Here is a 25479-nt window from a genome sequence, read left to right on the forward strand (position 1 = left end):
AGGATCCATCCTTGCATCTGATGGTTAACAATGGCTTCAGAGAAGCTCTACTAAAATACCTCTGCACTACCATCTTTGATTTTGATCATCGCCGGCCTATAAGGCCGCGCTCCCCCAATTCCCCAGACGATTCCGAAGAGACTTCGCATGGCCGGCCATTCCCAATTCAAGAACATCATGCATCGCAAGGGCCGGCAGGATGCGATGAAGTCCAAACTGTTCGGCAAGCTGGCCCGCGAAATCACCGTCGCGGCCAAGCTCGGCACGCCGGATCCGGCCATGAACCCCCGCCTGCGCGCCGCCATCGTGGATGCGCGGGCCGAGAACATGCCGAAGGACAATATCGAGCGTGCGATCAAGAAGGCGCTCGGCGGCGAGGGCGAGAATTACGAAGAGATCCGCTATGAGGGCTATGGACCCGGCGGCGTCGCCGTCATCGTCGAAGCGCTGACCGACAACCGCAACCGCGCCGCCTCGGACATCCGCTCCTATTTCACCAAATCCGGCGGCAACCTCGGCGAAACCGGCTCGGTGTCCTTCATGTTCGACCGGGTCGGGATCATCGAATACGATTCCAGTGTCGCCTCCGACGATGCTATGCTGGATGCAGCGATCGAGGCCGGAGCCGACGACGTTGTGTCGAGCGAAGGCGGCCACGAGGTCTATGCCTCCCCGGAGAACTTCCGCGAGGTCGCCAAGAACCTGGAGGCCAAGTTCGGCGAGCCGCGCAAGGCGGCGCTGACCTGGAAGCCGCAGAATACGGTCGCCGTCGACGACGAGACCGGCGAAAAGCTGCTCAAGCTGATGGATCTCTTGAACGAGCATGACGACGTTCAGAACGTCTATGCGAACTTCGACATCTCGGACGCCCTGATGGCCAAGATGGGCGGTTAGCGTTCTGTTGACCAAGGGCGCACACCGGCCGTCATCCGTTCTGTTTATGTTTCGCTTCAGGCGGACGGACGCTATCACTACAGCATGACCGTCCAGCCGATTCGCTCACCCGTTCGTATTCTCGGCATCGATCCCGGCCTCCGCCGGACCGGCTGGGGCGTGATCGAGAGCGAGGGCAATCGTCTGGTCTTCATCGGCTGCGGCTCTGTCGAGCCTCCTGACGATCTGCCGCTGGCGGGCCGATTGCTTGCGATCCATGAGGGACTTGCCCGCGTGCTCGGCGAGTTCAGTCCGATGGAAGCGGCCGTCGAGCAGACTTTCGTCAACAAGGATGGCGTCGCCACGTTGAAGCTTGGGCAGGCGCGCGGCATCGCCATGCTGGCGCCGGCAATGTACGGCATCACTGTCTCCGAATATGCGCCGAACCAGGTGAAGAAGACCGTGGTCGGCGCCGGCCATGCCGACAAGAACCAGGTCGCCGTGATGTTGAAGCTGCTGCTGCCCAAGGCCGATCCGCCTTCGGCTGACGCAGCCGATGCACTGGCGATCGCGATCACGCACGCCCACCATCGCCAGGGCGCGGCGCTGCGAAGGAAGGTGGCGGGGTTATGATCGGCAAGCTGAAGGGCCTGATCGACTCCTATAGCGAGGATTTCGTGATCCTCGATGTCGGCGGCGTCGGCTATCAGGTGCATTGCTCGACGCGCACCTTGCAGGCGCTGCCATCGCCCGGTGAGGCGGCGGTGCTCTCGATCGAGACCTATGTCCGCGAGGATCAGATCAAGCTGTTCGGTTTCAGGACCGACGCCGAGCGCGAATGGTTTCGCCTGCTGCAGACGGTCCAGGGCGTGGGCGCCAAGGTCGCGCTGGCCGTGCTCGGGACCTTGCCGCTGGCCGACCTCGCCAATGCGATCGCGTTGCGCGACAAGGCGGCGGTGGCGCGCACGCCGGGCGTCGGCCCCAAAGTGGCCGAGCGCATCGTGACCGAACTGAAGGACAAGGCGCCGCAGCTTGCCAGCGTCGATCCGGCCGTGGTCCACCTGTCCGGCGCCTTGGACGAGGCGCGGGCGCCCCAGCCGGTCGCGGACGCGATTTCGGCCCTGATCAATCTCGGCTACGGCCAGCCGCAGGCCGCGGCTGCGATCGCGGCGGCGACCCGAACGGCAGGTGACAAAGCCGAGACGGCGCAATTGATCCGGCTCGGTCTCAAAGAGCTCGCAAAATAGGCTATCGTCGGCCAGTGCCGACCGATGAAGGACTTGATCCCGATCATGCTGAGTAAGGAAGACCAGGAACTGATCGACGCCGCGACCTCCGTGATCAGCGACCGCTATCGCAACGACTGGCAGGAAGTGGGCGCGGCGATGCGCACCCGCGACGGCCGCATCGTTACCGGCGTCAATATCGACGCCTATATCGGCCGCATCGCGGTCTGCGCCGAGGCGATCGCGATCGGCCGCGCCATTACCGAACATGGCGATCACGGTATCGAGACCATCGTCGCCGTGCGCCATCCCAAGCCGGACGAGCCCGGCAAGATCGCGGTGGTGTCGCCCTGCGGTATCTGTCGCGAGCTGATCCATGACTATGACGCCAAGGCGCGCGTGATCGTGCCTGACCAGGGTCGCGAGCCGAAGGTGACGAGCATCGGAGAGCTTCTGCCCAACAAGTACAAGCGCGGCAGCGAATGAAGCCGCCCGCCCGCATGGTCAGCCCGGAGCGCCGCTCCGACGATGTCGGGGACACCGCGCTGCGCCCGCAGCAATTGTCGGAATTCGTCGGGCAGCAGCAGGCGCGGGCCAATCTTTCGATTTTCATCGAAGCCGCGCGCAAGCGCGGCGAGGCGCTGGACCATGTGTTGTTCGTCGGTCCGCCGGGTCTCGGCAAGACCACGCTGGCGCAGATCGTCGCGCGCGAGCTCGGCGTCGGCTTTCGTGCAACTTCGGGCCCAGTGATCGCAAAAGCCGGTGATCTCGCCGCGCTGCTCACCAATCTCGAAGAGCGCGACGTGTTGTTCATCGACGAGATCCATCGGTTGAGCCCCGCGGTGGAGGAGGTGCTCTATCCCGCGATGGAGGACTTCCAACTCGATCTCATCATCGGCGAAGGTCCGGCTGCGCGCTCGGTGAAGATCGATCTGGCGAAATTCACGCTGGTCGGCGCCACCACCCGCGCCGGGCTTCTGACCAATCCGTTGCGCGATCGCTTCGGCATTCCGATCCGGCTCAACTTCTACACCGTCGAGGAGCTGGAAAGGATCGTCACCCGCGGCGCCCGCGTGCTGGAAGTCGGCATGACGGCCGATGGCGCCAACGAGATCGCCCGCCGTGCCCGCGGCACCCCGCGTATCGCCGGCCGGCTGCTCCGCCGTGTCCGGGATTTCGCGTCCGCCGCCAATGCCGATGCGATCGATCGCGCCATTGCGGACCATGCACTGAGCGCGCTGGAGGTCGACGCCGCCGGGCTCGACGCCATGGACCGCCGCTATCTTTCGACCATCGCGCTGAACTATGGCGGCGGTCCGGTCGGCGTCGAGACCATGGCGGCCGCGCTGTCCGAGCCGCGCGATGCGATCGAGGACATCATCGAGCCTTACCTGATCCAATGCGGTTATCTGCAAAGGACGCCGCGGGGCCGGCTGCTCACCTCGCACGCGTTCCGGCATCTTGGCCTCGCCGAGCCCAACCGCGATCCGGCGCAGTTCGGATTGTTCGGCAGTGATGCGGATGATTAACGAAACTGCTGAGAATCTGCAAAAGCGCACCCAAAATCGGCTTTAATCCCTGCGCACAAGATCGCGCAGGGATCATGGTTCATAAGTCATGCTGACACGTCGACGTTTCCTGCAATTCTCCGGTGCGTTCGCGGCCTCCGGAGTTTCCACGACGGCCTATGGCGTCGGTGTCGAACCCCTGGTCCGGCTGCAGGTCGCGGACTATCACGTCCAGCCGGCACGCTGGCCCGAGCGCCTGCAGCTCAAGATCGCCGCGATCGCCGACCTCCATGCCTGCGATCCCTGGATGTCGCTGGCTCACATCGAGGAGATCGTCGCGCGCACCAACTCGCTGCACCCGGACATCATCGTCATGCTCGGCGATTATGTCGCCGGTCATCGGCACATCATCCAGCGTATCGAAGCGCCCGCATGGGCCTCCGTACTGGCCGGCCTGAAGGCGCCGCTTGGCGTTCACGCCATCCTCGGCAATCATGATTATTGGGACGATCACGAGGTGCAGCGCGCCGGCCGCGGACCGACGGTCGCACGGCGCGCGCTGGAAGCGATTGGAATTCCCGTCTACGAGAACGATGCCGTGCGGCTCGTCAAGGACGGCCAACCGTTCTGGCTTGCAGGCCTCGGCGATCAATTGGCCTACATGCCGGCACGCCGCTTTCGTCCCGTGAACCGGATCGGCGTCGACGATCTCGCAACCACGCTCAGGAAGGTGACCGACGACTCGCCGATCGTCCTGCTCGCCCACGAGCCGGACATTGCCGCGCACGTGCCGCAGCGGGTTTCGTTGCAGCTGTCGGGTCACACACATGGCGGCCAGGTGAGGCTGCTCGGCTGGGCGCCGATCGTCCCCTCCCGCTACGGCAACAAGCTCGCCTACGGCCACACGCAGATGGCCTGCGACGTGGTCGTGTCCGGAGGGCTCGGTTGCAGCATCATGCCGGTTCGCATCGGCGTGCCGCCGGAGATCGTCCAGGTGACGGTCGGTGGCACTCCGCCGGACACCGTGTCCTAGCGCGTCCCAGCGCTTGCGCTTGCCGCTCGATTTGCGCAAAACGAGCCTTTGCTCGGCAACCGAGGGCATCCGGTGACATATTCCCATCTTGACGGCGAGATCCGCGACGGCCGTCATCATATGCAGGTGCGCGTCTACTACGAAGATACGGACTTTTCCGGCATCGTCTATCACGCCAACTATCTGCGCTTCATGGAGCGCGGGCGCACCAATCACCTGCGGCTGATGGGCGCGGAGCAGCACGCGCTGTTTGCACAGGCCGAAAGCGAGGCGCCGGGATTTGCCTTCGTCGTGCGTTCGATGGCACTCGACTATCTCAAGCCGGCGCGGATGGACGACGTGCTCGACATCGTGACCTGGCCGGTCGCGGTGAAGGGCGCTTCCATCACCCTGGCGCAGGAGGTCCGCCGCGTCGATGAGGTTCTGGTCAAAGCCGAGGTGCGGGTCGCCTTCATCAGCGAGGGACGGGCGCATCCGATTCCGAAGGCGCTGCGCGAGCTCTTGAAGGCCGATATCATTTAGCAATGGTGCGATCAGAAATGCGCCATCGACTCGCACCGCTTCGGCGCTAGAGTGCGGGCTCCTTCGGCTGACGATCACGAGGTCCCGATGTCGCGCCCGCCATTTCCGCCGTTCACGAAAGAGACCGCGATTCAGAAAGTCCGGATGGCGGAAGACGCCTGGAATTCGCGCGATCCGGAGCGGGTTTCGCTGGCCTATACCGAGGACAGCCGCTGGCGCAATCGCAGCGAGTTTCTTCAGGGGCGGCCGGCCATCGTCGCGTTCCTGACCCGCAAATGGCAGAAGGAGCTGGACTACCGCCTGATCAAGGACCTCTGGGCCTTCGACGGCAAGCGCATCGCGGTGCGCTTTCAATACGAGTGGCACGATGCCGACGGGCAGTGGCATCGCTCCTACGGCAACGAGCAGTGGGAATTCGATGTGCAAGGCCTGATGCAGCGGCGCGAGGCCAGCATCAACGACATCGCGATCGCCGAGGCGGATCGCCGCTTTCACTGGGCTGCGCCGGGGCCGCGGCCGGCCGACGTGCCGGGCCTGAACGAAGACCCGTTCTGACGATCCGCGCCGCCGCGGCAAAAGTCGGGGCGGCGCGATCGACATCATTCAGGCCGCTGCCCTGTGGCGGGCGATCTCGGCCTTGTACAGCTCGAACTCCTCGGCGATCGCCTTCGCGATCGATGGCCGCGCGCGCAGCCGCTCGTAATAGGCTTTCACGGCCGGCCATTTTGCCAGCTCGATCGGCGGCGTCGCCATGGTCCAGTTGATCACCGTCACCAGATAAGCGTCGGCCACGCTGAAATGGTCAAGCAAATAGTCGCGCCCTTTCAGATAGGTCTCGAGATAATCGAGGCGCGAGAGGTTCTTCTTCAACACATGCGCCTTCATCTCCTCCGGCGCGGTCTTGTCCAGCATCGGAATGAACAGGCCCTTGTGCAGCTCGGTGCCGATGAAGCAGAGCCACTGATGCAGTCGGCTGCGATCCATGCCGGGCGAGGTGCCAAGATGAGCGTCGGGGAAATGATCGGCGACATATTGCAGGATCGCCGCATTCTCGGTGAGCACCTGACCGTCATCGGTGCGCAGGGTTGGGACCAGACCGAGCGGATTGATGGCGCGGAAATTCGATCCATCCTTCAGCACGACCTTGGTCTTCGGATCGACCTCGATGAAGCTCGCAGGCGCGCCGGCCTCATAAAGCGCGATGCGGGTGGCGAGCGAGCAGGCGAGTGGCGAGAAATAGAGATCCATGGACGCCTCCATAAGCTCCAGACCGGAGCTGTTATTGATTTTTATACTGTTCTGCATAATATGGATGTCGTCAAGGAATTTATTGCGATATGGTACAAAAAAGAAAAGGTGGCTCCGATCCGGCTCCGCCAAGCGAGCCCGTCGCCACGAAGCGCCGCGGCCGGCCGCGCGCCTATGAGCCGGACGTCGCGCTTGGCAAGGCGCTGGATCTGTTTCGGCAGAGCGGCTTCGCCGCGACTTCGCTCGATGATCTCTCCGCCGCGACCGGGATGAACCGGCCGAGCCTCTACGGCGCCTTCGGCGACAAGCGCGAGCTCTATATGAAGAGCTATCAGCGCTATCGCGACGAGGCCCGTGCCAAAATGGCGGAGATCTTCCGCAACGACTGGCCGGTGCGAAAGCAGCTCGAACGCATCTATGCCAGCGCCCTCGATATCTATTTGTCGGGCGAGGAGGGGCCGCGCGGCTGCTTCACGGTGATGACGGCAGGCTCGGAGGCGGTTACCGATCCAGACATCCGGGCGATGGTGCAGGATGCGCTGAGTGGGCTCGACAAGGCTTTCACCGTTTGCTTTCGCAGTGCCCTGGAGAAGGGTGAGCTGCCCGAGCGCGCCGATCCGGTCGTGCTGGCGCAGCTTGCCTCGGCGACGATCCACACGCTCGCCGTCCGCGCTCGTGCCGGCGCGCCGCGCAAGGAGCTGGACGCGATCGTGAAGGGGGCGATCGACGTGATGCTGGGCAAGGGCTAGCCAGCCTGTCGTTCCGGCGAACGCCGGGACCCAGACCGCGCGATGTCGCTGTGGGATGCGACTGCAACGACCAGCTCGCGCCATCATGATGGACTGTGGTTATGGGTCCCCGCTTTCGCGGGGACGATGATCATGGGCATCGGTAAGCCTCGATGGACATCAGTATCCCCGCGTCCGATCCACCACATTCTGCAGCGCGTTGCCGGCTTCGAAGCGCGCGATCTGCTCGGCGACGTAGCGCGAGATGGCGTCGGCATCGGTATCGGCCGCGTTGTGCGGCGTCAGCACCACCTTGGGATGGGTCCAGAAGCGGCTGCCGGCGGGCAGCGGCTCCTGCGCGAACACGTCGAGCGAGACGGCGCCAAGCGTGCCGTCGTCGAGGCAGGCGAGGATATCGTCCTCATTCTGCAGGCCGCCGCGGCCGGCATTGATCAGGACCGGTGCGCCGAGCGGGCTGGCGCGGTTGAGCTTTTCAAACAGGCTGCGGTTCAGAATGTGCCGCGTGTCCGGCGTCAGCGGCAGCAGCGAGACCAGAATGTCGGTTCGCGAAAGAAACCCATCGAGCTGCTCCGCGCCATGGAAACAGTCGATGCCATCGATCCGCTTTGCGCTGCGGCTCCAGCCGGCCACGCGGAAGCCGAGCCGCTTCAAGACATCGGCCGCGTCGGCGCCGAGTGTGCCGAGCCCCATGATGCCGACGCCGATCGCAGAGGCCGGCCATTGATAGTGGGGCGCCCAGCGCTTCACGCGCTGTGAGTCCCGCAAGTACAGCTCCTGGCGATGATGCATCAGCACATGCAGCGCGACATATTCGGTCATGCGCGCGGTCAGGTCATCGACCGCAACCCGGACCAGCGGCACAGCCGGCAATGTCGTGTCGGCCATCAGCGCGTCGACGCCGGCGCCGAGATTGAAGATCACGCGCAGGTTCGGAAAGGCGGCCAGCTCGCCGGGAACGGGCTTCCACACCGCGGCGTAGTGCACCTCGGCCGGATCGAGACCGGCATCGGGCAGCAGCACGACGTGGCGGTCGCCGCAGACCTCGTCGAAACGTGTTTTCCAGCGCTGCGGCGACCAATTGTCGGTGCCGCCGTGGATCAGAAGCGCCAGCGCGCCTTTGCTCATCCTATCGTCCTTCTTGGTGTGTGGAAAAATCGGTGACGGGTCCGACCGCGGCGCGCGACCGCTTTCCGCAGGGAACCCGGCAAAATTTCTTCGCTGATGTGTCGGCTGAAGGCATACTGCACCGTCTTAAGAACAAATGGAGACGCCTTCAGATGCTGTATGCCCTGCTTTGCTATCACGACGAGGATTTCGTCGGCTCCTGGAGCAAGGAGCAGGACGCCGCGGTCATGGCCAAGCTCGCCGTGGTGCAAGAGAAGCTCGCCAAGCAGGGCCGGCTCGGGCCGGTGGCGCGGCTGTTGCCGACCACGGCGGCTGCGACCTTGCGCAAGGAGGATCCGCCGCTGGTGATCGACGGTCCTTATGCCGAAACCAAGGAGCAGCTGCTCGGCTTCTATATCATCGACTGCAAGAACCTCGACGAGGCGCTCGAGGTCGCGCGCGAGCTCGGACAGGCCAATCCCGGCGGCGCCTACGAGATCCGTCCGGTCGGCATGTTTGCGCCGGGAGGTGTCCTGAAATGACCGACACGGCCTGGATCGATGCGGCACTAACATCGGCGCGTCCCCAGGCCGTCGGCGCGTTGTTGCGCTATTTCCGCGATCTGGATACGGCGGAGGAGGCCTTCCAGAACGCGTGCCTGCGCGCGCTGAAGAGCTGGCTGGAGCACGGGCCGCCGCGCGATCCTGCTGCGTGGCTGATCATGGTCGGCCGCAACGCGGCCATCGACGAGGTCCGGCGCGGCTGGCGGCAGCAGCCGCTGCCGGCCGATGAGGCGATCTCCGATCTCGACGATGCGGAAGCCGAGCTCGCCGAACGGCTCGATGGTTCGCACTACCGCGACGACATCCTGCGACTCCTGTTCATCTGCTGCCACAAGGAGCTGCCGGCGACCCAGCAGATTGCGCTGGCGCTGCGCGTGGTCTCCGGCCTCACGGTGAAGCAGATCGCTCGCGCCTTCCTGGTCGGCGAGGCGGCCATGGAGCAGCGGATCACGCGGGCGAAAGCGCGCGTGGCGCAGGCCAATGTGCCGTTCGAGACGCCGGGCGCCATCGAGCGCAGCGAGCGGCTCGCGGCCGTTGCGGCGATGATCTATCTGATCTTCAACGAAGGCTACACGGTGAGCGGAGAGACGGCCGACACCCGCAGGCCGCTCTGCGAAGAGGCGATCCGGCTGGCGCGGCTGTTGCTGCGGCTGTTTCCGAGCGAGCCGGAGATCATGGGGCTGATGGCGCTGCTGTTGCTGCAGCATGCGCGCTCGGCCGCGCGGTTCGCGGCCGACGGCACGCTGATCCTGCTGGAGGATCAGGATCGCTCGTTGTGGAACCAGCCGATGATCGCGGAGGGCATGGCCCTGATCGACAAGGCCATGCGTCATCACCGCAGCGGGCCATACTTGATTCAGGCTGCGATCGCGGCCCTGCATGCCCAGGCCGCGACGCCGGAGCAAACCGAATGGGCCCAGATCGACCTGCTTTACGGCGCGCTGGAACTGGTGCAGCCCTCGCCGGTGGTGACGCTCAATCGCGCCGTTGCCGTGTCGAAGGCTCGCGGTCCGCAAGCGGCGCTCGAGATGATCGAGCCTCTGGCCGAACGGCTGCAGAACTACTTCTATTTCTACGGCGTTCGCGGCGCGCTCTTGATGCAGCTTGGCCGCAACCAGGAGGCGCGAACGTCGTTCGATCGCGCTATTGCGCTCGCGCACAGCCCCGCCGAAGCCGCCCATATCCGCATGCAGCTCGACCGCCTGATGCGCGACTGCGCGCAGGAGCAGGCCACGGCCGGCCGGTGAACCCGCCCTGGCATGCGCGCAGGGCTGAGGCTCTGAGATAAATTTTTCGCCCGAACTGTCGTCCGTCGCCATCCCCGTTCGTCCTAGGAGCAAAGCAGCACGATGGAGCGGAACATGTCGACGGTCACGCTGGATCAGCCGGTTTCGAAAGCCGAATTGTGGAGCGGCCGGGTTCTCAGCGGCCTGGTCATCCTGTTCATGCTGTTCGACGGCGCGATCAAGCTGTTGCCATTGTCTGTTGTCACAGAAACGATGGAGCGGATAGGTTATGGCTCCAGCGAGGCGATGGCGCGATCGCTCGGCGTCATCACGATCGCCTGTACAGTGCTGTACGCGATCCCCCCGACCTCGATGGTGGGAGCCATCCTGCTCACCGGGTATCTTGGCGGCGCCATCGCTGCGCATGTCCGCATCGGCAGCCCGCTGTTCAGCCATGTGCTGTTCGGGCTCTATCTTGGGCTGATGGTGTGGGGCGGCCTTTGGCTCCGCGACCGGCATCTCCGCGCGCTGCTGCCGTGGCAGCGCTGACGATTGAACGAGTTCACCAAGGAGGAAGCGATGCTCAATCCCTATCTGAACTTCGATGGCAACTGCGAAGAAGCGTTCAAACATTACGAGAAGGTGCTCGGCGCCAAAGTCCAGGCGCTGTTCCGCAACGCGGACGCACCGCCCGAGATGCCGTATCCACCCGAGCGCAAGGACAAGATCATGCACGGCTCGATCACGATCGATGGCCAGGTGCTGATGGCCTCCGATGTGCCGCCGGAATATTTCCAGAAGCCGCAGGGTTTCGCGGTGTCGCTGACCGTCAAGGATCCTGTGGAAGCCGAGCAGAAATTCGCAAGCCTGGTGGAAGGCGGCTCGGTCACGATGCCGTTCGGCAAGACCTTCTGGTCGAAGGGTTTCGGCATGGGCTTTGATCGCTTCGGCATCCCCTGGATGATCAACTGCCCGGCCGAAGGCTACTGATCGCGTTAGCGGCACGTCGGGTATATCGCCTTCAGCTCGCGTCCGCGCAGCAACAGAAGCCGCGACGTCAATCCGCCGCGGCGTTCGATCCAGGCGCGGACTGCGTTCGGATAAGCCTTGAGCACGATCTTCGATGCCTCGGGCTCGGAGAAGGTGTGGCCGCGGGGATCGACCGAGCGCGCGGCGTGAAAGCCGAGCACGGCACGGCGGGTCACGCAAATGCGGTTCTGCGGCACCACGCTCAGGACCAGCGTGCAGGCCGACAGGCACGGGCCGTCGATCACGACGCGCTCGCCGGAATCGCGCACCTTTTCGAACAGGTCGAGAAACGGCCCGACCTCTCCGCCGGGGCTGGCGAGGATGCGGACGTCGGCCCGCGCCAGCACCGAGGCGATGGCCCATAGTGCGACCGCAAGAACGAGGGTCAGGATGATGCGGGTCCAGCTGAACATGATCTCATCCGTTCTGTCCCCCGCCTCGCAAGGCCGGCAAGCCGATCCCGGCGGCATCGAACCCGCCGTCCACGGCGAGAACCTGGCCGGTGATGTAACTGGAGCGGTCGCAGCTCAGGAAGAAAATAGCCTCCGCCAATTCCTCTTCAAGGCCGTAGCGGTTGAGCGGAATGGCGTCGTGATATCCGGCACGGATATCGGGCGTATGCACGGCCTTGGCCATCGCGGTGTCCACGGGGCCCGGCGCGACCGCGTTGACGCGGATGCCGGCGGACGCGAGCTCGACGGCGAGCTGCTTGGTGAGATGCGCGAGCCCGGCCTTGCTGGTGCCGTAGGCCGAGCGCAGGGTGGAGGCGCGCACCGCAGAGATCGACGTGATATTGACGATCGTGCCGCCCTGTTCGCGCAGCAGCGGCACAGCGGCCTTGGTGCAGAGAAACGGGCCGGTCAGATTGACCGCCAATATGCGATGCCAGTCGTCGTCCGAGGTCTCCATCAGCGGCGCGAATTGGGCGATCCCGGCATTGTTGACCAGCGCGTCGAGCCGGCCGAAACGTCGAGCCAGCCGCACGAAGGCGCGAGTCACCATCGCCGGGTCCGCAACGTCGCAATGCAGCGCCAAGGCCGCATCAGGACGTTCGAGTTGTGTTGCTGCGTCCTGGAGCAATTGCTCCTCGATGTCGAGCAATGCCACCCGCCAGCCCTCGCGGAGGAAGCGCTTGGCGGTCGCAAGCCCGATGCCGCGCGCGGCTCCGGTGACGAGGGCTACTTTTTCGGAAGACGTCATCGCTGTCAGCTACTCCGGCCGGGTCTTCCGGCGCCATCTGGCGCGATCCTAGCACAAGGTCCGGGCGGCCGCTGCAGCGAAGCTGCATCGAGATGAACGACCGCCTTCTCGCGGCGCGATTTGCGTCCGAGCTTTGCCACGTCAATCGCCCTCAAGATAGCGAGGGCGCAGGGAAGGCCGAGTGTTTAGCCAACACCCATGGCCCGCCTGCAACAAAGAAAGCAGGCGGCAGTCACCACAGGTATGGCCGCACACCGGCCTTCCCTGCGCGATGGTTTTAACGCTTATACGCGCTCTCCTCGGGGACCGGCGTTCTTGCCCCCGTCATCGGCGCGATGCGCAGCATCGTCGCCAACTTGACACCAGCACCGGGATGCCAGGACCACGCGATTTCGCGTCCGCCGCCATATCAGTCGTCTTGCGCAATAGCGCCGGATATGAGGACGGCCACCGCATCCCGCGCTCAACGTTCGTGACGATCGCGAAGCGCCCCTCTCATGAGCACGGGACGCACCAAACATCGTTCTGATTTGCCCGACATGACAAGGCGAACAGCATGCGACATGTTGGCACGACGGGCAATCTGCGCAAGGCGCCCATCTCTCTCCGTCATTGCGAGGAGCGCAGACGACGAAGCAATCCAGAAATGGTCCTGGCCTCAAGTCTGGATTGCTTCCGCCTTCGCTCTTTGAGCTTCGGCGAACATGTCGCTTCGCTCGCAATGACGGCATTGTCTGATATCTGCGGCCCCTCATGTCCGATCAAATTCAGTTTCGCTCTGATAGTCCTCACCCCTTGGCCTTCTTCTTCGCCAGCACCTTCTCATAGCCGGCTTGCTCATAAGCGGCTTGCAGGCGCTCGCCGACGCTCGGGCCGGTTTTGCGCCTCGGTTTGCGGCCCAGGTGAATCTCGCGCAGCTCGTCCATTAACTCGGCCCACAGCTTCGGGCCGCCCTCGGTCAGGAGCTTGGCGCGGATGCCGAGCTCTTCGGTGACCGGCAGATACTTATAACCCCAGCCGGCCATCTGCGCGAGGACCGGCAACAGCTCGATGCCCTGCTCGGTCAGCGAATAGATCCCCTTTTGCTTATGCGTCGGGTCATCCTCGCGCGTGATGATGCCGGCCTCGAGCAGCGTCTTCAGGCGGTCGGCCAGGATGTTGGATGAGATGCCTTCTTCGGACTTGCCGAGCAGCTCGCGAAAATGCCGGCGGTTGCCGAACATGATGTCGCGGATGATCAGAAGGCTCCATTTGTCGCCGAGCACTTCCAGCGAAAGATTGATCGGGCAGCCGGAGCGTTGTGCGTCGGTCATTGGGCATTCCAGTCAGGGGCATTCCAGTCAGGCTTCGTCGAGGTAAAAACCGCTTGCAATATTGCATCGGTTTCGGCAGTCTACAACCAGTTGCAAAATGCAAGCGGTATGGGAAGGCGACGGGTTGGCCAGGTTGATCATGTGGGACCTGATGACGTTGGACGGATTCGTGGAAGGACCGGGACGCGACATCACCTGGCACAATGACGTCTGCGATGATGAGCTCGAACGGCTCTCGCTCTGGCAATTGCACGGGGCCGATGGGCTTCTGTTCGGTCGCGTCACTTATGAGCTGATGGCCGGCTGCTGGCCGACCGCGAGCGGCGAGATCGCGGACTTCATGAATTCGGCGCCGAAATATGTCTTCTCGTGATCCTGAACTACGTTCCGCAGCTCTAGGAGGGGCCATGTCGCTCACGCGGGGCGGGAACGCGGACCGGCCTGCGACGCAATGACCTCCGAAATAATTTCCTCCCCGATGTCGGTGCCGTAAGGGCCGGTTCGTCTTTGTGGTGAGGCCGGGGTGATCCCGGCGGCAGCGGACCGGGGAGAGCGACGATGCGGTTCATGGTGATCGTGAAAGCCACCAAGGATTCGGAAGCCGGCATCTTGCCGAGCACCGAGGAGTTTGCGGCGATGGGCAGGTTCAACGAAGAACTGGTGAAGGCGGGCATGATGGAAGCCGGCGAGGGGCTGCATCCGACCGCCAAGGGCGCACGGATCGATTTCTCGGGCGATCAAGTCCAGGTGACGCGAGGACCGTTCGAACTCTCGCGCGATCTGACCGCGGGCTTCTGGATCCTCAAGGCCATGTCGCTCGACGAGGTGATCGAGCAGATGAAGCGGGCGCCGTTCCCGAGCGGCGAGATCGAGATTCGGCAGGTCTATGCGGCGGAGGATTTCGGCGAGGCCCTGACGCCGGAACTGCGTGCCCAGGAGGAACGGCTGCGCGCGAGGGCCGCCAACGGCTGATCGGACAGGACGATCCAGGAGAGGAGCAGGCAAAGATGCGATTCATGATGCTGATGATTCCGCTCGGCTATGAGAATGCGCCACCGGACGTGAAGCTCGATCCGGAGCGGGTCACTGCGATGATGCGCTACAACCAGGATCTGCAGGACGCCGGCGTGCTGATCACGCTGGACGGGCTCCATCCGCTGTCGATGGGCGCGCGGGTCTCCTTCGCCGCCGGCAAGCCGGTGGTGACCGACGGTCCGTTCGCCGAAGCCAAGGAGGTGCTCGGCGGCTATTGGATGATCGAGGTCGCCTCGCGGGACGAGGCGATCGCATGGGCCACGAAATGCCCGGCCTCCGACGACGAGATCATCGAGATCCGCCAGGTCCAGGAACTGACGGATTTTTCCGAAGACGTGCAGAAGGCCGCGGCCGGGTTCGACGATCTGCCGCGCGCCGGCCGTTGTTAATCCAGCAGATCGAACAAGCAGAGGGAAGAACCGATGAGCGACAACAGCAACACCTATCTCGCCGTGTTTCTTGGCAGCAGGACCAGTCCGCAATGGAAGGCCTGGGAGGCGCTGTCCGAAACCGATCGGAAGGCGAAAGAGCAGCAGGGCATGGCCGCCTGGCACACCTGGGTCGACAAGCACAAGGACGCGATCGTCGGCATGGGCGGTCCGCTCGGCAAGACCAAGCGGGTCGCCAAGGACGGGATCGCCGACATCAGCAACGAGATGGGTGCGTTCACGACGGTTCGCGCCGCCTCGCATGAGGCAGCGGCGAAGATGTTCGAGAACCATCCTCATTTTGCGATCTTCCCGGGCGAGCGGGTCGAGATCATGCCGGTGCTGCCGATCCCCGGCGGTTAGGACAGAGTGGCTCTGGAGAGGCTCCCATCGTGCGGCGCGGGCGGTGCGTTCCCTCCCCCCTTGCGGGGGAGGGTCGGGGAGGGGGTACTCCATCCACAGTGTCCGGTGTGGACCCCCACCAACCCCTCCCCGCAAGGGGGAGGGGAGTCCATGGCCTCCGGTGTTGGAGATCGCGCCCCGTCGGCTGTTCACCCCGCTGTCGCTTAAGCGCGGGACATCTCCGTGTGAAAGTTTCTGGCCTCCGGCCGTTCCGCTCATGTAAAAGCCATTCACATGAGCTGGCGCAAGGAAGAGCGCCGCGCCGAGCGCGGCTATCATCACGGCAACCTCAAGGAGGCGCTGCTGCAGGCGGCGCTCGACCTGATCGCGCAGAAGGGCGCCGCCGGCTTCACCTTTGCCGACGCCGCGCGGATGGCGGGCGTCAGCCCCGCTGCGCCCTATCGCCATTTCCGCGACCGCGACGAGCTCCTGACCAGCATCGCCCAGCGCGGCTTCGAGCAGTTCGAGAGCCAGCTCACGGCGGCCTGGGACGACGGGCGGCCCGATCCGGTCACCGCATTCGAGCGGGTCGGCAAGGCTTACCTCGCCTTCGCGCGCGAGGAGCCGGCCTTCTATTCGGCGATGTTCGAATCCGGCGTGCCGGCCGATTCCACGCCCGGCCTCATGGCTGCCGGCGAGCGTGCATTCGGCGTTCTGCGCGCGGCCGCGGAACGGCTTACGGCATTGGCGCCGGCGGGCATCCCGCGTCCGCCCGCGATGATGATGGCGCTGCACATCTGGTCGATGGCCCATGGCATCGCCTCGCTGTTCGGGCGCGGCGATGCGGCGCGCCGCAAGCTGCCGATGTCGCCGGAGGAGCTGCTCGAAGCCGAGCTCCTGATCTATCTGCGCGGCCTCGGTTTCCCCGGCGATCGCCGCGCCGCGCCGCCTCCTTTGCCCGAGGACGAGCGGCCGTCGGGACCGTGGGGCCGGGCGAAATAATCTTTCAAAAATAATTCGGGCGGCGCGTCAGGTGGTCGCCTTGACAAAATCCCGGGTTGAGCTAGCTATGTAAATGTTATTTACATTCACAGCGGCGTGACGCCGTGATGGAGATGCAGATGGCCTACAGCGCAGATGTCAATCGATGGCGCGGCCCCGACGAGGACCAGTACCGGCGACCCCACATGATGGAGTCGCCCTGGCATCCCGGCTGGATCGCTGTGACCATCCTCGGCTTCATCATTTGGTGGCCGATCGGACTTGCCCTTCTCTTTTTCACACTCGGGAGCAGAAAGATGGCGTGCTGGAACGGCGGCGATCGCTGGCAGAGCAAGATGGAACGGATGCAGTGGAAGATGGAGCGGATGCGCGACAAGATGGAGCGCCGCGGCTTCGGTTTCGGCTTCACTCCGGCCTCGAGCGGCAACCGCGCCTTCGATGAATACCGCATGGAGACGCTGCAGCGGCTCGAGGAGGAGCAGCAGGAATTCAAGGAATTCCTGAGCCGGCTGCGCCATGCCAAGGACAAGGAGGAGTTCGACGCCTTCATGGCCCAGCACCGCCAGCGTCCGACCCCGCCGAACGACCAGCCGCAGCAGGGCTGACGACCTCCGCGACATCGCGCCTCAGGTTGATCCAGCCCCAAACCTGACGGCTCACAAGACGCCCGTCTGCCTCGGCAGGCGGGCGTCTTGCATGGGTGGCTGTGAAGCCGGCGTCGCGCCGCGGCCTTGCGCGCCCAGATGCCGAGCTTGTGATCGCGCCGTGACTATAACGGGTTGCGTTGCCTCAGCTTTCACCCTTGAAACGCACGCGCGGTAACTCCGCCTTAACCACCGGCGGGGTTTGGTGACCCCCGAGTAAAGTCGCGCAAGCAGCCCTTGTTTTGACATTTTGGCGGGAGAAGGAGGCCAGAAGGCTTCGGCGGGCCTCCCAAGCGACCAAGACAGGGTTTCATCGCGTAGGCGCTTTACCGCCGCGACGGCAGCGGCCATGAAACCTGCCAGCTGCCTGTTCCCGGAATACCTGCAGCACGCGTTTGCAAGACGGGGCTTGCAACACGAGATTTGGAACGATCAAGGCTTTGAGGTTCGAGATTTGGAACATCAAGGCTTGGACACTTGAGAGGATACTGCCAATGAATCCGGCCGACGTCGGTCAGTCCGCCCTCCCGGTCGTCTCGGGCGACGTCTCGCTGATCGCGCTGTTCTGGCAGGCGCATTGGGTGGTGAAATGCGTCATGCTTGGCCTCATCACCTGCTCGGTCTGGGTCTGGGCGATCGCCATCGACAAGGTCTTTCTCTATTCGCGGACGCGCCGGGCGATGGATCGCTTCGAACAGGCGTTCTGGTCCGGTGAATCGATCGAGGAACTCTATCGCGCGCTCTCCGCCAAGCCGACGCATTCGATGGCGGCCTGCTTCGTGGCCGCGATGCGCGAATGGAAGCGCTCCTTCGAGGGCCATGCGCGCTCCTTCGGCGGGCTGCAGATGCGGATCGAAAAAGTGATGAACGTCTCGATCACGCGCGAGGTGGAGCGGTTGGAGCGCCGGCTGCTGGTGCTCGCCACGGTCGGTTCTGCCGGCCCCTTCGTCGGCCTGTTCGGCACCGTCTGGGGCATCATGTCGAGCTTTCAGTCGATTGCGGCCTCGAAGAACACCTCGCTCGCGGTGGTCGCGCCCGGCATCGCCGAGGCGCTGTTTGCCACCGCCATCGGCCTGATCGCCGCCATTCCCGCGACCATTTTTTACAATAAATTCACATCGGAGGTGAACCGGCAGGCCCAGCGGCTCGAAGGCTTTGCTGATGAATTTTCCGCCATCCTGTCGCGTCAGATCGACGAGCGGGGATGAGGACGGGTATAGTGCGGCACGGATGGTGAGCGCCACGACATGGGCATGAGCATGGGAAGCGCGTCCGGCGGCGGTGGCCGTCGTGGCCGGCGCAACAAGGCTGTCATGGCGGAGATCAACGTCACCCCCATGGTCGACGTGATGCTGGTGCTGCTGATCATCTTCATGGTCGCAGCACCGCTCCTGACCGTGAACATCCAGGTCGACCTGCCGCAGGCGCAAGGCGGCTCCGCCTCGACCGCGGACGCCAAGCCGCCGCTCGAAGTCACCGTGAAGCGGACCAGCGGCGGCTGCCAGTCCAAGGTCGACGTCTATCTCGGCGACACCCAGATCGCGCTCAACGAGCTCGAGCCGAAGATCAAGGCGATCAAGGACGCCAATGCCGGCGGCGAGAACGTCGTCAAGATCCGCGGCGATCGCGACGCCTGCTATGCCGACATGATGAAGGTGCTGGGCATGGCGCGTGACGCCGGCTACCGCGCCAGCATCGTGGTGATTCCGGACCAGGGCTCATGACGGTTTCCGACCTCGTCAGTTTTGTGCGGACGCGCAAGGGCACGGTGCTCTCCGTGCTGTTGCATGTGGTCGTGCTCGGCTGGGGTCTGTTCACCTTCTCCGCACGTTCGGTGGTTGCGCCGCCCGAAGACCTCGTACCGGTTGACGTGATCTCCGACGACAACACGTCCAAAGCCAAGGCCGGCCACCTCGACGGCAGGAAGGACGCTCAGAAGCCGCTCGTCGACAAGATCGGCGACAAGAAGCCGGCCGAGGACATCGTCGGCAAAGTCGATCCGAAGCCGGTGACCGAGACCGACGCGGCCCCGACGCCGCAGCCCAAGCCGGACAAGCCGGTCGAGAAGAAGCCCGATCCGCCCAAGCCCGTCGAGAAGAAGCCGGAGCCGCCGAAGCCCGTGGCCGAAAAGAAGCCCGAGCCGCCGAAGCCCGCGCCCGCCGACAAGCCCAAGCCCGAGGACAAGAAGCCCGATCCGTTCAACCCGGACCAGATCGCGAGCGTGCTGAACAAGGAGAAGGCCAAGCAGCCGCCGAAGCAGCAGCAGGCCGACGCGGCGCAGCCCGAGCCGCCGAAACACAAGAGCGAGCGCAAGTTCGACTACGAGAAGATTTCGAGCCTGATCAACCAGAAGGACCCGACCCGTCAGGCCGCCGCTGGCGCCGAGCTGAACGCCAATGCCGCGCTCGGCACCGTTCGCGGGAATGCCGACAGCAACGTCGCGAGTTGGAGCAACGCCTTTGTGACGGCGGTGACGCGCTGCTTCAACTTCCCCTACAACGGCCTTGATGCGGAAAAGTACAGCGTGGACGTCGACATCGAGATGCGCCCAGACGGCACCGTTGCCGCGACACCTCGGGTCACGGCGCTTAATGGCCCGTCAAGGTCGATCGCAGAGGCGCTCGCCGAAAATGCGAAGCGCGCAGTCGAAAGTTGCCAGCCGTATTCCTTCCTGCCGAAGGATCGGTACGCGAGCTGGAAGATCATCTATACGAACTTCAACCTTGGAACCATGAATTCCATACGAGGACGAACTTGACGACATCTCGATTTGATGGCGCTGGACGCCTGACTCGGCGCGGATTCATGACGGTGGCGGGTTCGACCGCAGCCGCCTTCGGCTTACGGCCTGCATTCTCACAGCGACTTCAGATCAATCCAGGCGATTTTCAACCGATTCCGATCGCGATTCCGCCCTTCGTGCCGGGCGGGCCGGGCGACGCCGACGTTGCCAACGGCGTGTCGGGGGTCATCACCAACAATCTGAAACGCAGCGGGCTGTTCGCGCCGATCGATCCGTCCGCGTTCATCGAGCGCATCACCAATTTCGATGCCGTGCCGCAGTTTGCAAGCTGGAAGCAGATCAACGCGCAGGTGCTGCTGGTCGGGCGCGCCACGCGCCAGGGCGACGGTCGGCTGAAGGCCGAATTCCGGCTGTGGGACGTCGGCTCGGGCCAGCAACTCGCCGGCCAGCAATACGTCACTGCGCCCGAATTCTGGCGTCGCCTTGGTCACATCATCTCCGACCAGATCTACACCAAGATGACCGGCGAGAAGGGCTATTTCGACAGCCGCATCGTGTTCGTCGACGAGAGCGGCCCGTCGGAGCGCCGCGTCAAGCGGCTGGCGCTGATGGACCAGGACGGCGCCAATGTACGCTATCTGACCCGCGGCGCCGACCTCGTGCTGACGCCGCGCTTCTCGCCGTCGACCCAGGAAATCACCTACATGGAATTCGGGCAGGGCGACCCGAAGGTCTATCTGTTCAATATCGAGACCGGCCAGCGCGAGATCGTCGGCAATTTCCCCGGCATGTCGTTCTCGCCGCGCTTCTCGCCGGACGGTCAGCGCATCATCATGAGCCTGCAGCAGGGCGGCAATTCCAACCTGTTCGTGATGGATCTGCGCTCGCGCACCACCACGCGGCTCACCGATACGCCGGCGATCGATACTTCGCCTTGCTACTCGCCCGATGGCAGCCAGCTCTGCTTCGAGTCCGATCGCGGCGGCAAGCCGCAGATCTATGTCATGCCGGCCGGTGGCGGCAACGCGCAGCGCATCTCCTTCGGCGACGGCACCTACTCGACGCCGGTGTGGTCGCCACGCGGCGACTACATCGCCTTCACCAAGCAGGGCGGCGGTCAGTTCGCGATCGGCGTCATCAAGCCGGACGGCTCGGGTGAGCGCATCCTCACGGCGGGTTTCCACAATGAGGGGCCGACCTTTGCACCGAACGGTCGCGTGCTGATGTTCTTCCGCGATCCCGGCGGCAATGCGGGCCCGTCGCTGTATTCGATCGACATCTCCGGCCGCAACGAATTGAAGGTGCCCACCCCGGGCTATGCCTCGGACCCGGCCTGGTCCCCCCTGTTGTCCTGAGGGATGGCAGGCCTTCATCGAGAAACGCATGTCCGCGTGTGTCGATAACTCGATACACGCATCGGTGTCATGGTGCCGGTGCCGGGTAAGCCTTGCCTACTTCATTGACTTACTGAGCGGTTTTGCGCGTTACGCGGCTGCTGCAAGCTTCCGCTAACGATATTCGCTCAGAAAGGCTTCACCTGACACCAGTAATACTACGCGCGAACGGGACACGCGCGGCCGAATGCAGCTTGCAAGTCAGAACGGATATGCGGACCAGAGGATGTCGCCCGCGATTCACGCGGCGCTGATCAATTCTCTGTTCCAGGACCCCGGTCCGATGTTCGCCGGCGCGCTCTGCGCTGCGATTGCGGCCATCATGACCGCCGTCAAGAGCGGCGACCCTTATCTCTGGCCGTGTGCCGCTCTGCTGATCATCGTCGGCGCGTTGCGCTCGCTCGACATGCGCCATTACCGGCGGCTGCGCGACGCCAATCAGCTGTCGCAACCCGCAACCGCGCGCTGGGAAATGCGCTACCAGATCGGCGCGATGGCCTACGCATTGGTGCTCGGGGTGTGGAGCCTGGCAGCGGTGCTCGACAGTCGCGACCCCGTGGTCCATTTGATCGCGATTACCGTCACCCTCTGCTACATGTCCGCTGGCGCCGGCCGGACCTATGGACGTCCCTGGATATTCCATGTCCAGATCCTGCTGGCCTGTGGACCGCTGACTGTCGCGCTGATGCTGGACGGCAGCCCATACTACCTGGGCATGGCCGTGTTCTGCGTGCTGTTCTTCCTCTCGCTGAAGCATATCTCGACCAATCTGCAGAAGATGTTCGTGCAGGCCTTCGTCGCCCGGGAGGGCGAGACGGCGCTGGCCAACCAGTTCGATACGGCGCTCAACAACATGCCGCACGGCCTGTGCATGTTCGGCGCCGATGGCCGGCTCGCCGTCATGAACTACCGCTTCTGCCAGATGGCGGGCCTGCCGGACGATATCATCCACAGCGGCGCCAGCGCCTCCGACATCGTCGGAGCGTGCGTCAGCGCCGGCTCGATCTCGGCGGTCAACGGCACGATCATTCTGGCGCAGATCGAGCACACCAAGGCCCACAACATCGTCACCACCGATTCGGACGGCAGACGCAACCGCTCGCTGTCCTGGACCTTCCAGCCGATGGACGGCGGCGGCGCCGTGGTGTTGCTCGAAGACGTGACGGAGCGCCGCCAGGCCGAAGCGCGGATCACCCATCTGGCGCGGTACGACGAACTGACTGCGTTGCCGAACCGCGTCAGTTTCCGCGACGAGATCGAGCGTCTGCTCACCATTCGCCAGCAGGACGGCCAGCTCTCGGCGCTGTTGTTCGTCGATCTGGACCAGTTCAAACAGGTCAACGACACGCTCGGGCATCCGTGCGGCGACCAGCTGCTGTGTGCGGTGTCGCAGCGGCTGCGCGACATGCTGCGGCCTGAGGATTTCGTCGCCCGCTTCGGCGGCGACGAATTCGTCGTGTTCCAGCGCAACATCCGTTCCAACGACGATGCCGCGACCTTGGCGCGGCGCATCGTCGACCATTTGAGCGAGCGCTACAAGATCGACAATCACCTGGTCGAGATCGGTGCCAGCATCGGCATCGCGATGACGACGCCGGGCATCAGCGCGGATACGCTGTTGAAGAACGCCGACATGGCGCTGTATCGCGCCAAGGCCGATGGGCGCGGCACTTTCTGTTTCTTCCGCGACGAACTGGCCCAGACGGTGGAAGCGCGGCGCACGCTCGAGCTCGACCTGCGCAAGGCGCTGGCCAACGAGGAGTTCGAGCTGTTCTACCAGCCGCTCGTCAGTCTCAAGTCCGGCAAGATCTCGACCTGCGAAGCGCTGCTGCGCTGGAATCATCCGGTGCGTGGCACCGTCTCCCCGGTCGACATCATTCCGGTCGCCGAGGACATGGGGCTGATCGTCGATCTCGGACGCTGGATCTTGCGCAAGGCGTGTCTGGAATGCGTGAAATGGCCGGAAACGGTCAGCGTCGCGGTCAATTTCTCGCCGCAGCAGTTTCACCAGCGCGATGTGCTGAGCGAGGTGCGCTACGCGCTGGAGATCTCGGGCCTGCCGCCGCATCGCCTGGAAATCGAGATCACCGAGTCATCATTGCTGCGCAACACGCAGCTGACCCACGACGTGCTCTCCCAGCTGCATGCGATCGGCGTTCGGATTTCGCTCGACGATTTTGGCACCGGCTATTCCAGCCTGAGCTATCTGCACAACTTCCCACTGCAGAAGGTCAAGATCGATCGCTCCTTCCTCGAAGGCATCGACAGCGATCGGCCGCTGACCTTGTTGCGCGGGGTGGCGCGGCTATCAGCCGATCTCGGCATGTCGGTGGTGGTCGAAGGGATCGAGACCAACGAGCAGCTCGAACTCATCAGCGTCGACGGTACCGTGAGCGAGGCGCAGGGCTATCTGTTCAGCCGGCCCGTGCCGGCCATGCGCATCCGCCAGCTCCTCAACGCTTCGCATGGCCGCCAATCGGACAGCGATCCTTTCCTCGCCGTCGGCGGCCGCTCCCTCGGCTGAGACTCAAAGGCACCAATCACATCGGTTGTATTGCGCAAGACCTGCACTCCATTAACTCTACATCCCTGAAATCTTTGCATCCCCGTTAACGAGCCGTTAAGCTTCTTTCGGTTCGCGTAAGAGTTTGTGGTGTAAAGAGGTTTCCTATGAAGTCTGCGGCTGGAGCTGCCGCTGATGCTCTGGAACGGAAGGCGGATCCGCTCGAGAACGTCGATTACCGACTGGCTGTAACCCCGGAAGACAAGGATCGAATTTACCGCCTCCGCTATAATGCCTATCTGCGTGAAGGGGCGATCCTGCCGTCCGAGAGCGGGCGCGTCACGGACGAGTACGACGATCTTCCGAACAGCTTCATCTTTGGGGTCTACGTCGACGATGAACTGTACAGCTCGATTCGCATCAGCGTTCTGACCCCGGACTGGCGCGACTCCCTCTCGGCCGGCATGTTCTCCGACCTGATCTATCCGGAGCTCGATCGCGGCAAGGTGATCATCGATCCGACGCGATTCGTCGCAGACCACGAGAAGGCACGCCGTTTTCCGGCTCTGCCCTACGTCACGGTGCGTCTCGGCTATGTCGCCTGCGCCCACTTCAACGCCGACATTGGCCTTGCCAACGTCCGACCTGAGCATCGGGCGTTCTATCGCAAAGTGTTTCTCCAGGAGCCTTGGGGCGAGCCGAGACTCTATTCCGGCCTGACCAAGCCCGTCGGATTGGTCGCCGCGCACTATCCCTCGATCCGCGATCGGGTCTTTCAGCGTTTCCCCTTCATGCGATCGAGCGCGTTCGAGCGGCGCGTGCTGTTCGAGCGCTCGGGCGATGACGCTTTTGCCCGTTCGTTCAGGATTCGCCCGGCCGCGATTGCGGGCTGACCGGCGCGCCATCGGTCCGGTTCTTTGGGCTGCATGCTCAAAATGCCTACCAAAAGGGCACTAATGTAAGCGGCGGAACGCCAGATCCGTCGCCGGGCCGCGTTTTGTTGCGGAAATCCCGACTGGAACGTCCGCATTTCCGGCTGCCGGACTCTTGCCTTCACCCTGGCGCCACATTTACAACGCATTAACCAACGCAGTCGCTTTTGGCGGTTCCTTGGCTTTTGACCCAGTCCGGCAAGACCTCGTCAAGGTTGACGGAACGTTCGCTTAACCATCGCCCTGTAGACCGGACGACAGTCTAGAACGTGAGCGTGGAGGCTCCGGAATGAAATATCAGATGCGTATCCTCCAGGGATTGAAGCTGGCCGCCGTGCTCGCGGTCGCGCTGTCGATGGGCGCCTGCGCCAACAAGAATCTCGGCGGTGCCGACGCCATGGCGAGTGCCGCGACCCCGGGCAGCCAGCAGGACTTCGTCGTGAACGTCGGCGACCGCGTGTTCTTCGAGAGCGACCAGACGGACCTCACGCCGCAGGCGACCGCGACTCTCGACAAGCAGGCGCAATGGCTGCAGACCTATTCGCGCTATTCGTTCACGATCGAAGGTCATGCCGACGAACGCGGTACCCGCGAATACAACATTGCGCTCGGCGCCCGCCGCGCCCAGTCGGTCCGCAACTATCTTGCCTCGCGCGGCATCGACCCGAGCCGCATGCGCACGATTTCCTATGGCAAGGAGCGCCCGGTCGCGGTCTGCAACGACATCTCCTGCTGGTCGCAGAACCGCCGCGCCGTCACGGTCCTGAACGCCAGTTCATAAGCCTGAACGACATTCCGAGAATGCAAGCCGGCGTCTGCTGTGGACGCCGGCTTAGTTCGTTACGGGGCGTGTTTTTCGCTC

Annotated in this window: 31 protein-coding genes; 26 read left to right on the plus strand and 5 right to left on the minus strand. The window is 63.9% G+C overall.

The features are described 5' to 3' along the window. The first annotated feature begins 147 nt into the window (after positions 1-147). The 8 genes from QX071_RS06945 to QX071_RS06980 all read left to right on the plus strand — a co-directional run bounded on the left by QX071_RS06945 (position 148) and on the right by QX071_RS06980 (position 5717). The gene (locus QX071_RS06945) at positions 148-894 is read left to right on the plus strand and encodes a YebC/PmpR family DNA-binding transcriptional regulator (protein ID WP_315701631.1); all 747 of its coding nucleotides are present in this window, start codon (positions 148-150) and stop codon (positions 892-894) included. An 84-nt stretch (positions 895-978) separates the two neighbouring features. Further along, positions 979-1506: a crossover junction endodeoxyribonuclease RuvC gene (gene ruvC, locus QX071_RS06950; protein ID WP_315701630.1), complete on the plus strand. Its 528-nt coding sequence runs from the start codon at positions 979-981 to the stop codon at positions 1504-1506. Next, positions 1503-2120, plus strand: coding sequence for a Holliday junction branch migration protein RuvA (ruvA, locus tag QX071_RS06955; protein WP_315701629.1), 618 nt, complete (start codon positions 1503-1505; stop codon positions 2118-2120). The genes ruvC and ruvA overlap by 4 nt, the downstream gene beginning before the upstream one ends. 45 nt (positions 2121-2165) lie before the next feature. After that, complete coding sequence (locus QX071_RS06960) at positions 2166-2585, plus strand: cytidine deaminase (RefSeq protein ID WP_315701628.1); 420 nt, start codon at positions 2166-2168, stop codon at positions 2583-2585. After that, a complete protein-coding gene (gene ruvB / locus QX071_RS06965; RefSeq protein ID WP_315701626.1) occupies positions 2582-3628 on the plus strand; it encodes a Holliday junction branch migration DNA helicase RuvB in 1047 nt (348 codons plus the stop codon). Before QX071_RS06960 ends, ruvB begins: the two co-directional genes overlap by 4 nt. Before the next feature lie 88 nt (positions 3629-3716). Beyond that, a complete protein-coding gene (locus tag QX071_RS06970) occupies positions 3717-4640 on the plus strand; it encodes a metallophosphoesterase (protein WP_315701624.1) in 924 nt (307 codons plus the stop codon). 72 nt (positions 4641-4712) lie between these two features. Next, complete coding sequence (gene ybgC, locus QX071_RS06975; protein ID WP_315701622.1) at positions 4713-5162, plus strand: tol-pal system-associated acyl-CoA thioesterase; 450 nt, start codon at positions 4713-4715, stop codon at positions 5160-5162. Between the two features lie 87 nt (positions 5163-5249). After that, complete coding sequence (locus QX071_RS06980; protein WP_315701620.1) at positions 5250-5717, plus strand: nuclear transport factor 2 family protein; 468 nt, start codon at positions 5250-5252, stop codon at positions 5715-5717. A gap of 48 nt (positions 5718-5765) precedes the next feature. On the opposite strand, the gene QX071_RS06985 is transcribed toward QX071_RS06980, so the two are convergent. Beyond that, positions 5766-6410, minus strand: a complete 645-nt coding sequence (locus QX071_RS06985; protein ID WP_315701617.1) for a glutathione binding-like protein — start codon at positions 6408-6410, stop codon at positions 5766-5768. An 89-nt stretch (positions 6411-6499) separates the two neighbouring features. Between QX071_RS06985 and QX071_RS06990 the strand changes: the two genes are divergently transcribed. Beyond that, a complete protein-coding gene (locus QX071_RS06990) occupies positions 6500-7159 on the plus strand; it encodes a TetR/AcrR family transcriptional regulator (protein WP_315701616.1) in 660 nt (219 codons plus the stop codon). 159 nt (positions 7160-7318) lie between these two features. Here the strand turns inward: QX071_RS06990 and QX071_RS06995 are convergent, their stop codons facing one another. Next, complete coding sequence (locus tag QX071_RS06995) at positions 7319-8284, minus strand: glyoxylate/hydroxypyruvate reductase A (RefSeq protein WP_315701615.1); 966 nt, start codon at positions 8282-8284, stop codon at positions 7319-7321. Positions 8285-8436: 152 nt separating this feature from the next. On the opposite strand from QX071_RS06995, the gene QX071_RS07000 reads away from it, so the two are divergent. From QX071_RS07000 to QX071_RS07015, 4 genes are all read left to right on the plus strand, one after another. After that, entirely contained in the window at positions 8437-8805 is a 369-nt protein-coding gene (locus tag QX071_RS07000) for a YciI family protein (RefSeq protein WP_315701613.1), read from the plus strand. Then, positions 8802-10073, plus strand: coding sequence for an RNA polymerase sigma factor (locus QX071_RS07005; protein WP_315701612.1), 1272 nt, complete (start codon positions 8802-8804; stop codon positions 10071-10073). The genes QX071_RS07000 and QX071_RS07005 overlap by 4 nt, the downstream gene beginning before the upstream one ends. A gap of 114 nt (positions 10074-10187) precedes the next feature. Then, the gene (locus tag QX071_RS07010; protein ID WP_315701611.1) at positions 10188-10601 is read left to right on the plus strand and encodes a DoxX family protein; all 414 of its coding nucleotides are present in this window, start codon (positions 10188-10190) and stop codon (positions 10599-10601) included. A gap of 30 nt (positions 10602-10631) precedes the next feature. Then, positions 10632-11042, plus strand: a complete 411-nt coding sequence (locus QX071_RS07015; protein WP_315703102.1) for a VOC family protein — start codon at positions 10632-10634, stop codon at positions 11040-11042. Between the two features lie 5 nt (positions 11043-11047). Here QX071_RS07015 and QX071_RS07020 read toward each other — a convergent pair whose 3' ends face one another. From QX071_RS07020 to QX071_RS07030, 3 genes are all read right to left on the minus strand, one after another. Beyond that, the gene (locus tag QX071_RS07020; protein WP_315701610.1) at positions 11048-11494 is read right to left on the minus strand and encodes a hypothetical protein; all 447 of its coding nucleotides are present in this window, start codon (positions 11492-11494) and stop codon (positions 11048-11050) included. 4 nt (positions 11495-11498) lie between these two features. Continuing rightward, the gene (locus tag QX071_RS07025) at positions 11499-12281 is read right to left on the minus strand and encodes an SDR family oxidoreductase (protein ID WP_315701609.1); all 783 of its coding nucleotides are present in this window, start codon (positions 12279-12281) and stop codon (positions 11499-11501) included. 788 nt (positions 12282-13069) lie between these two features. Further along, the gene (locus QX071_RS07030; RefSeq protein WP_315701607.1) at positions 13070-13594 is read right to left on the minus strand and encodes a helix-turn-helix domain-containing protein; all 525 of its coding nucleotides are present in this window, start codon (positions 13592-13594) and stop codon (positions 13070-13072) included. A 124-nt stretch (positions 13595-13718) separates the two neighbouring features. On the opposite strand from QX071_RS07030, the gene QX071_RS07035 reads away from it, so the two are divergent. The 13 genes from QX071_RS07035 (at position 13719) to pal (ending at position 25398) form a co-directional block, all read left to right on the plus strand. Continuing rightward, on the plus strand, positions 13719-13967 hold the full coding sequence (locus tag QX071_RS07035) for a hypothetical protein (protein WP_315701606.1): 249 nt from the start codon (positions 13719-13721) through the stop codon (positions 13965-13967). Positions 13968-14152: 185 nt separating this feature from the next. Then, positions 14153-14566, plus strand: a complete 414-nt coding sequence (locus QX071_RS07040; protein ID WP_315701605.1) for a YciI family protein — start codon at positions 14153-14155, stop codon at positions 14564-14566. Between the two features lie 35 nt (positions 14567-14601). After that, positions 14602-15018: a YciI family protein gene (locus tag QX071_RS07045; RefSeq protein ID WP_315701604.1), complete on the plus strand. Its 417-nt coding sequence runs from the start codon at positions 14602-14604 to the stop codon at positions 15016-15018. A 33-nt stretch (positions 15019-15051) separates the two neighbouring features. Further along, positions 15052-15420: a hypothetical protein gene (locus QX071_RS07050; RefSeq protein ID WP_315701602.1), complete on the plus strand. Its 369-nt coding sequence runs from the start codon at positions 15052-15054 to the stop codon at positions 15418-15420. A 273-nt stretch (positions 15421-15693) separates the two neighbouring features. Continuing rightward, positions 15694-16401, plus strand: a complete 708-nt coding sequence (locus QX071_RS07055; RefSeq protein WP_315701600.1) for a TetR/AcrR family transcriptional regulator — start codon at positions 15694-15696, stop codon at positions 16399-16401. 119 nt (positions 16402-16520) lie between these two features. After that, on the plus strand, positions 16521-17006 hold the full coding sequence (locus tag QX071_RS07060; RefSeq protein WP_315701598.1) for a DUF2852 domain-containing protein: 486 nt from the start codon (positions 16521-16523) through the stop codon (positions 17004-17006). Between the two features lie 533 nt (positions 17007-17539). Then, on the plus strand, positions 17540-18253 hold the full coding sequence (gene tolQ / locus QX071_RS07065; RefSeq protein WP_315701597.1) for a protein TolQ: 714 nt from the start codon (positions 17540-17542) through the stop codon (positions 18251-18253). Positions 18254-18292: 39 nt separating this feature from the next. Continuing rightward, positions 18293-18769: a biopolymer transporter ExbD gene (locus QX071_RS07070; protein WP_315701596.1), complete on the plus strand. Its 477-nt coding sequence runs from the start codon at positions 18293-18295 to the stop codon at positions 18767-18769. Then, positions 18766-19803, plus strand: a complete 1038-nt coding sequence (locus tag QX071_RS07075) for a protein TolA (RefSeq protein WP_315701594.1) — start codon at positions 18766-18768, stop codon at positions 19801-19803. Before QX071_RS07070 ends, QX071_RS07075 begins: the two co-directional genes overlap by 4 nt. Before the next feature lie 47 nt (positions 19804-19850). Then, positions 19851-21143 (plus strand): Tol-Pal system beta propeller repeat protein TolB, encoded by a 1293-nt coding sequence (gene tolB, locus QX071_RS07080; protein ID WP_315701592.1) that lies wholly within the window; start codon positions 19851-19853, stop codon positions 21141-21143. 226 nt (positions 21144-21369) lie between these two features. Continuing rightward, entirely contained in the window at positions 21370-23706 is a 2337-nt protein-coding gene (locus QX071_RS07085) for a putative bifunctional diguanylate cyclase/phosphodiesterase (RefSeq protein WP_315701590.1), read from the plus strand. Between the two features lie 146 nt (positions 23707-23852). Then, a complete protein-coding gene (locus QX071_RS07090) occupies positions 23853-24578 on the plus strand; it encodes an N-acyl amino acid synthase FeeM domain-containing protein (RefSeq protein ID WP_315701589.1) in 726 nt (241 codons plus the stop codon). A gap of 328 nt (positions 24579-24906) precedes the next feature. After that, positions 24907-25398: a peptidoglycan-associated lipoprotein Pal gene (gene pal, locus QX071_RS07095; RefSeq protein WP_315701587.1), complete on the plus strand. Its 492-nt coding sequence runs from the start codon at positions 24907-24909 to the stop codon at positions 25396-25398. Positions 25399-25479 lie beyond the last annotated feature (81 nt).

Source organism: Bradyrhizobium sp. SZCCHNS1022 (genome assembly GCF_032484835.1).
Taxonomy (GTDB): Bacteria; Pseudomonadota; Alphaproteobacteria; order Rhizobiales; family Xanthobacteraceae; genus Bradyrhizobium.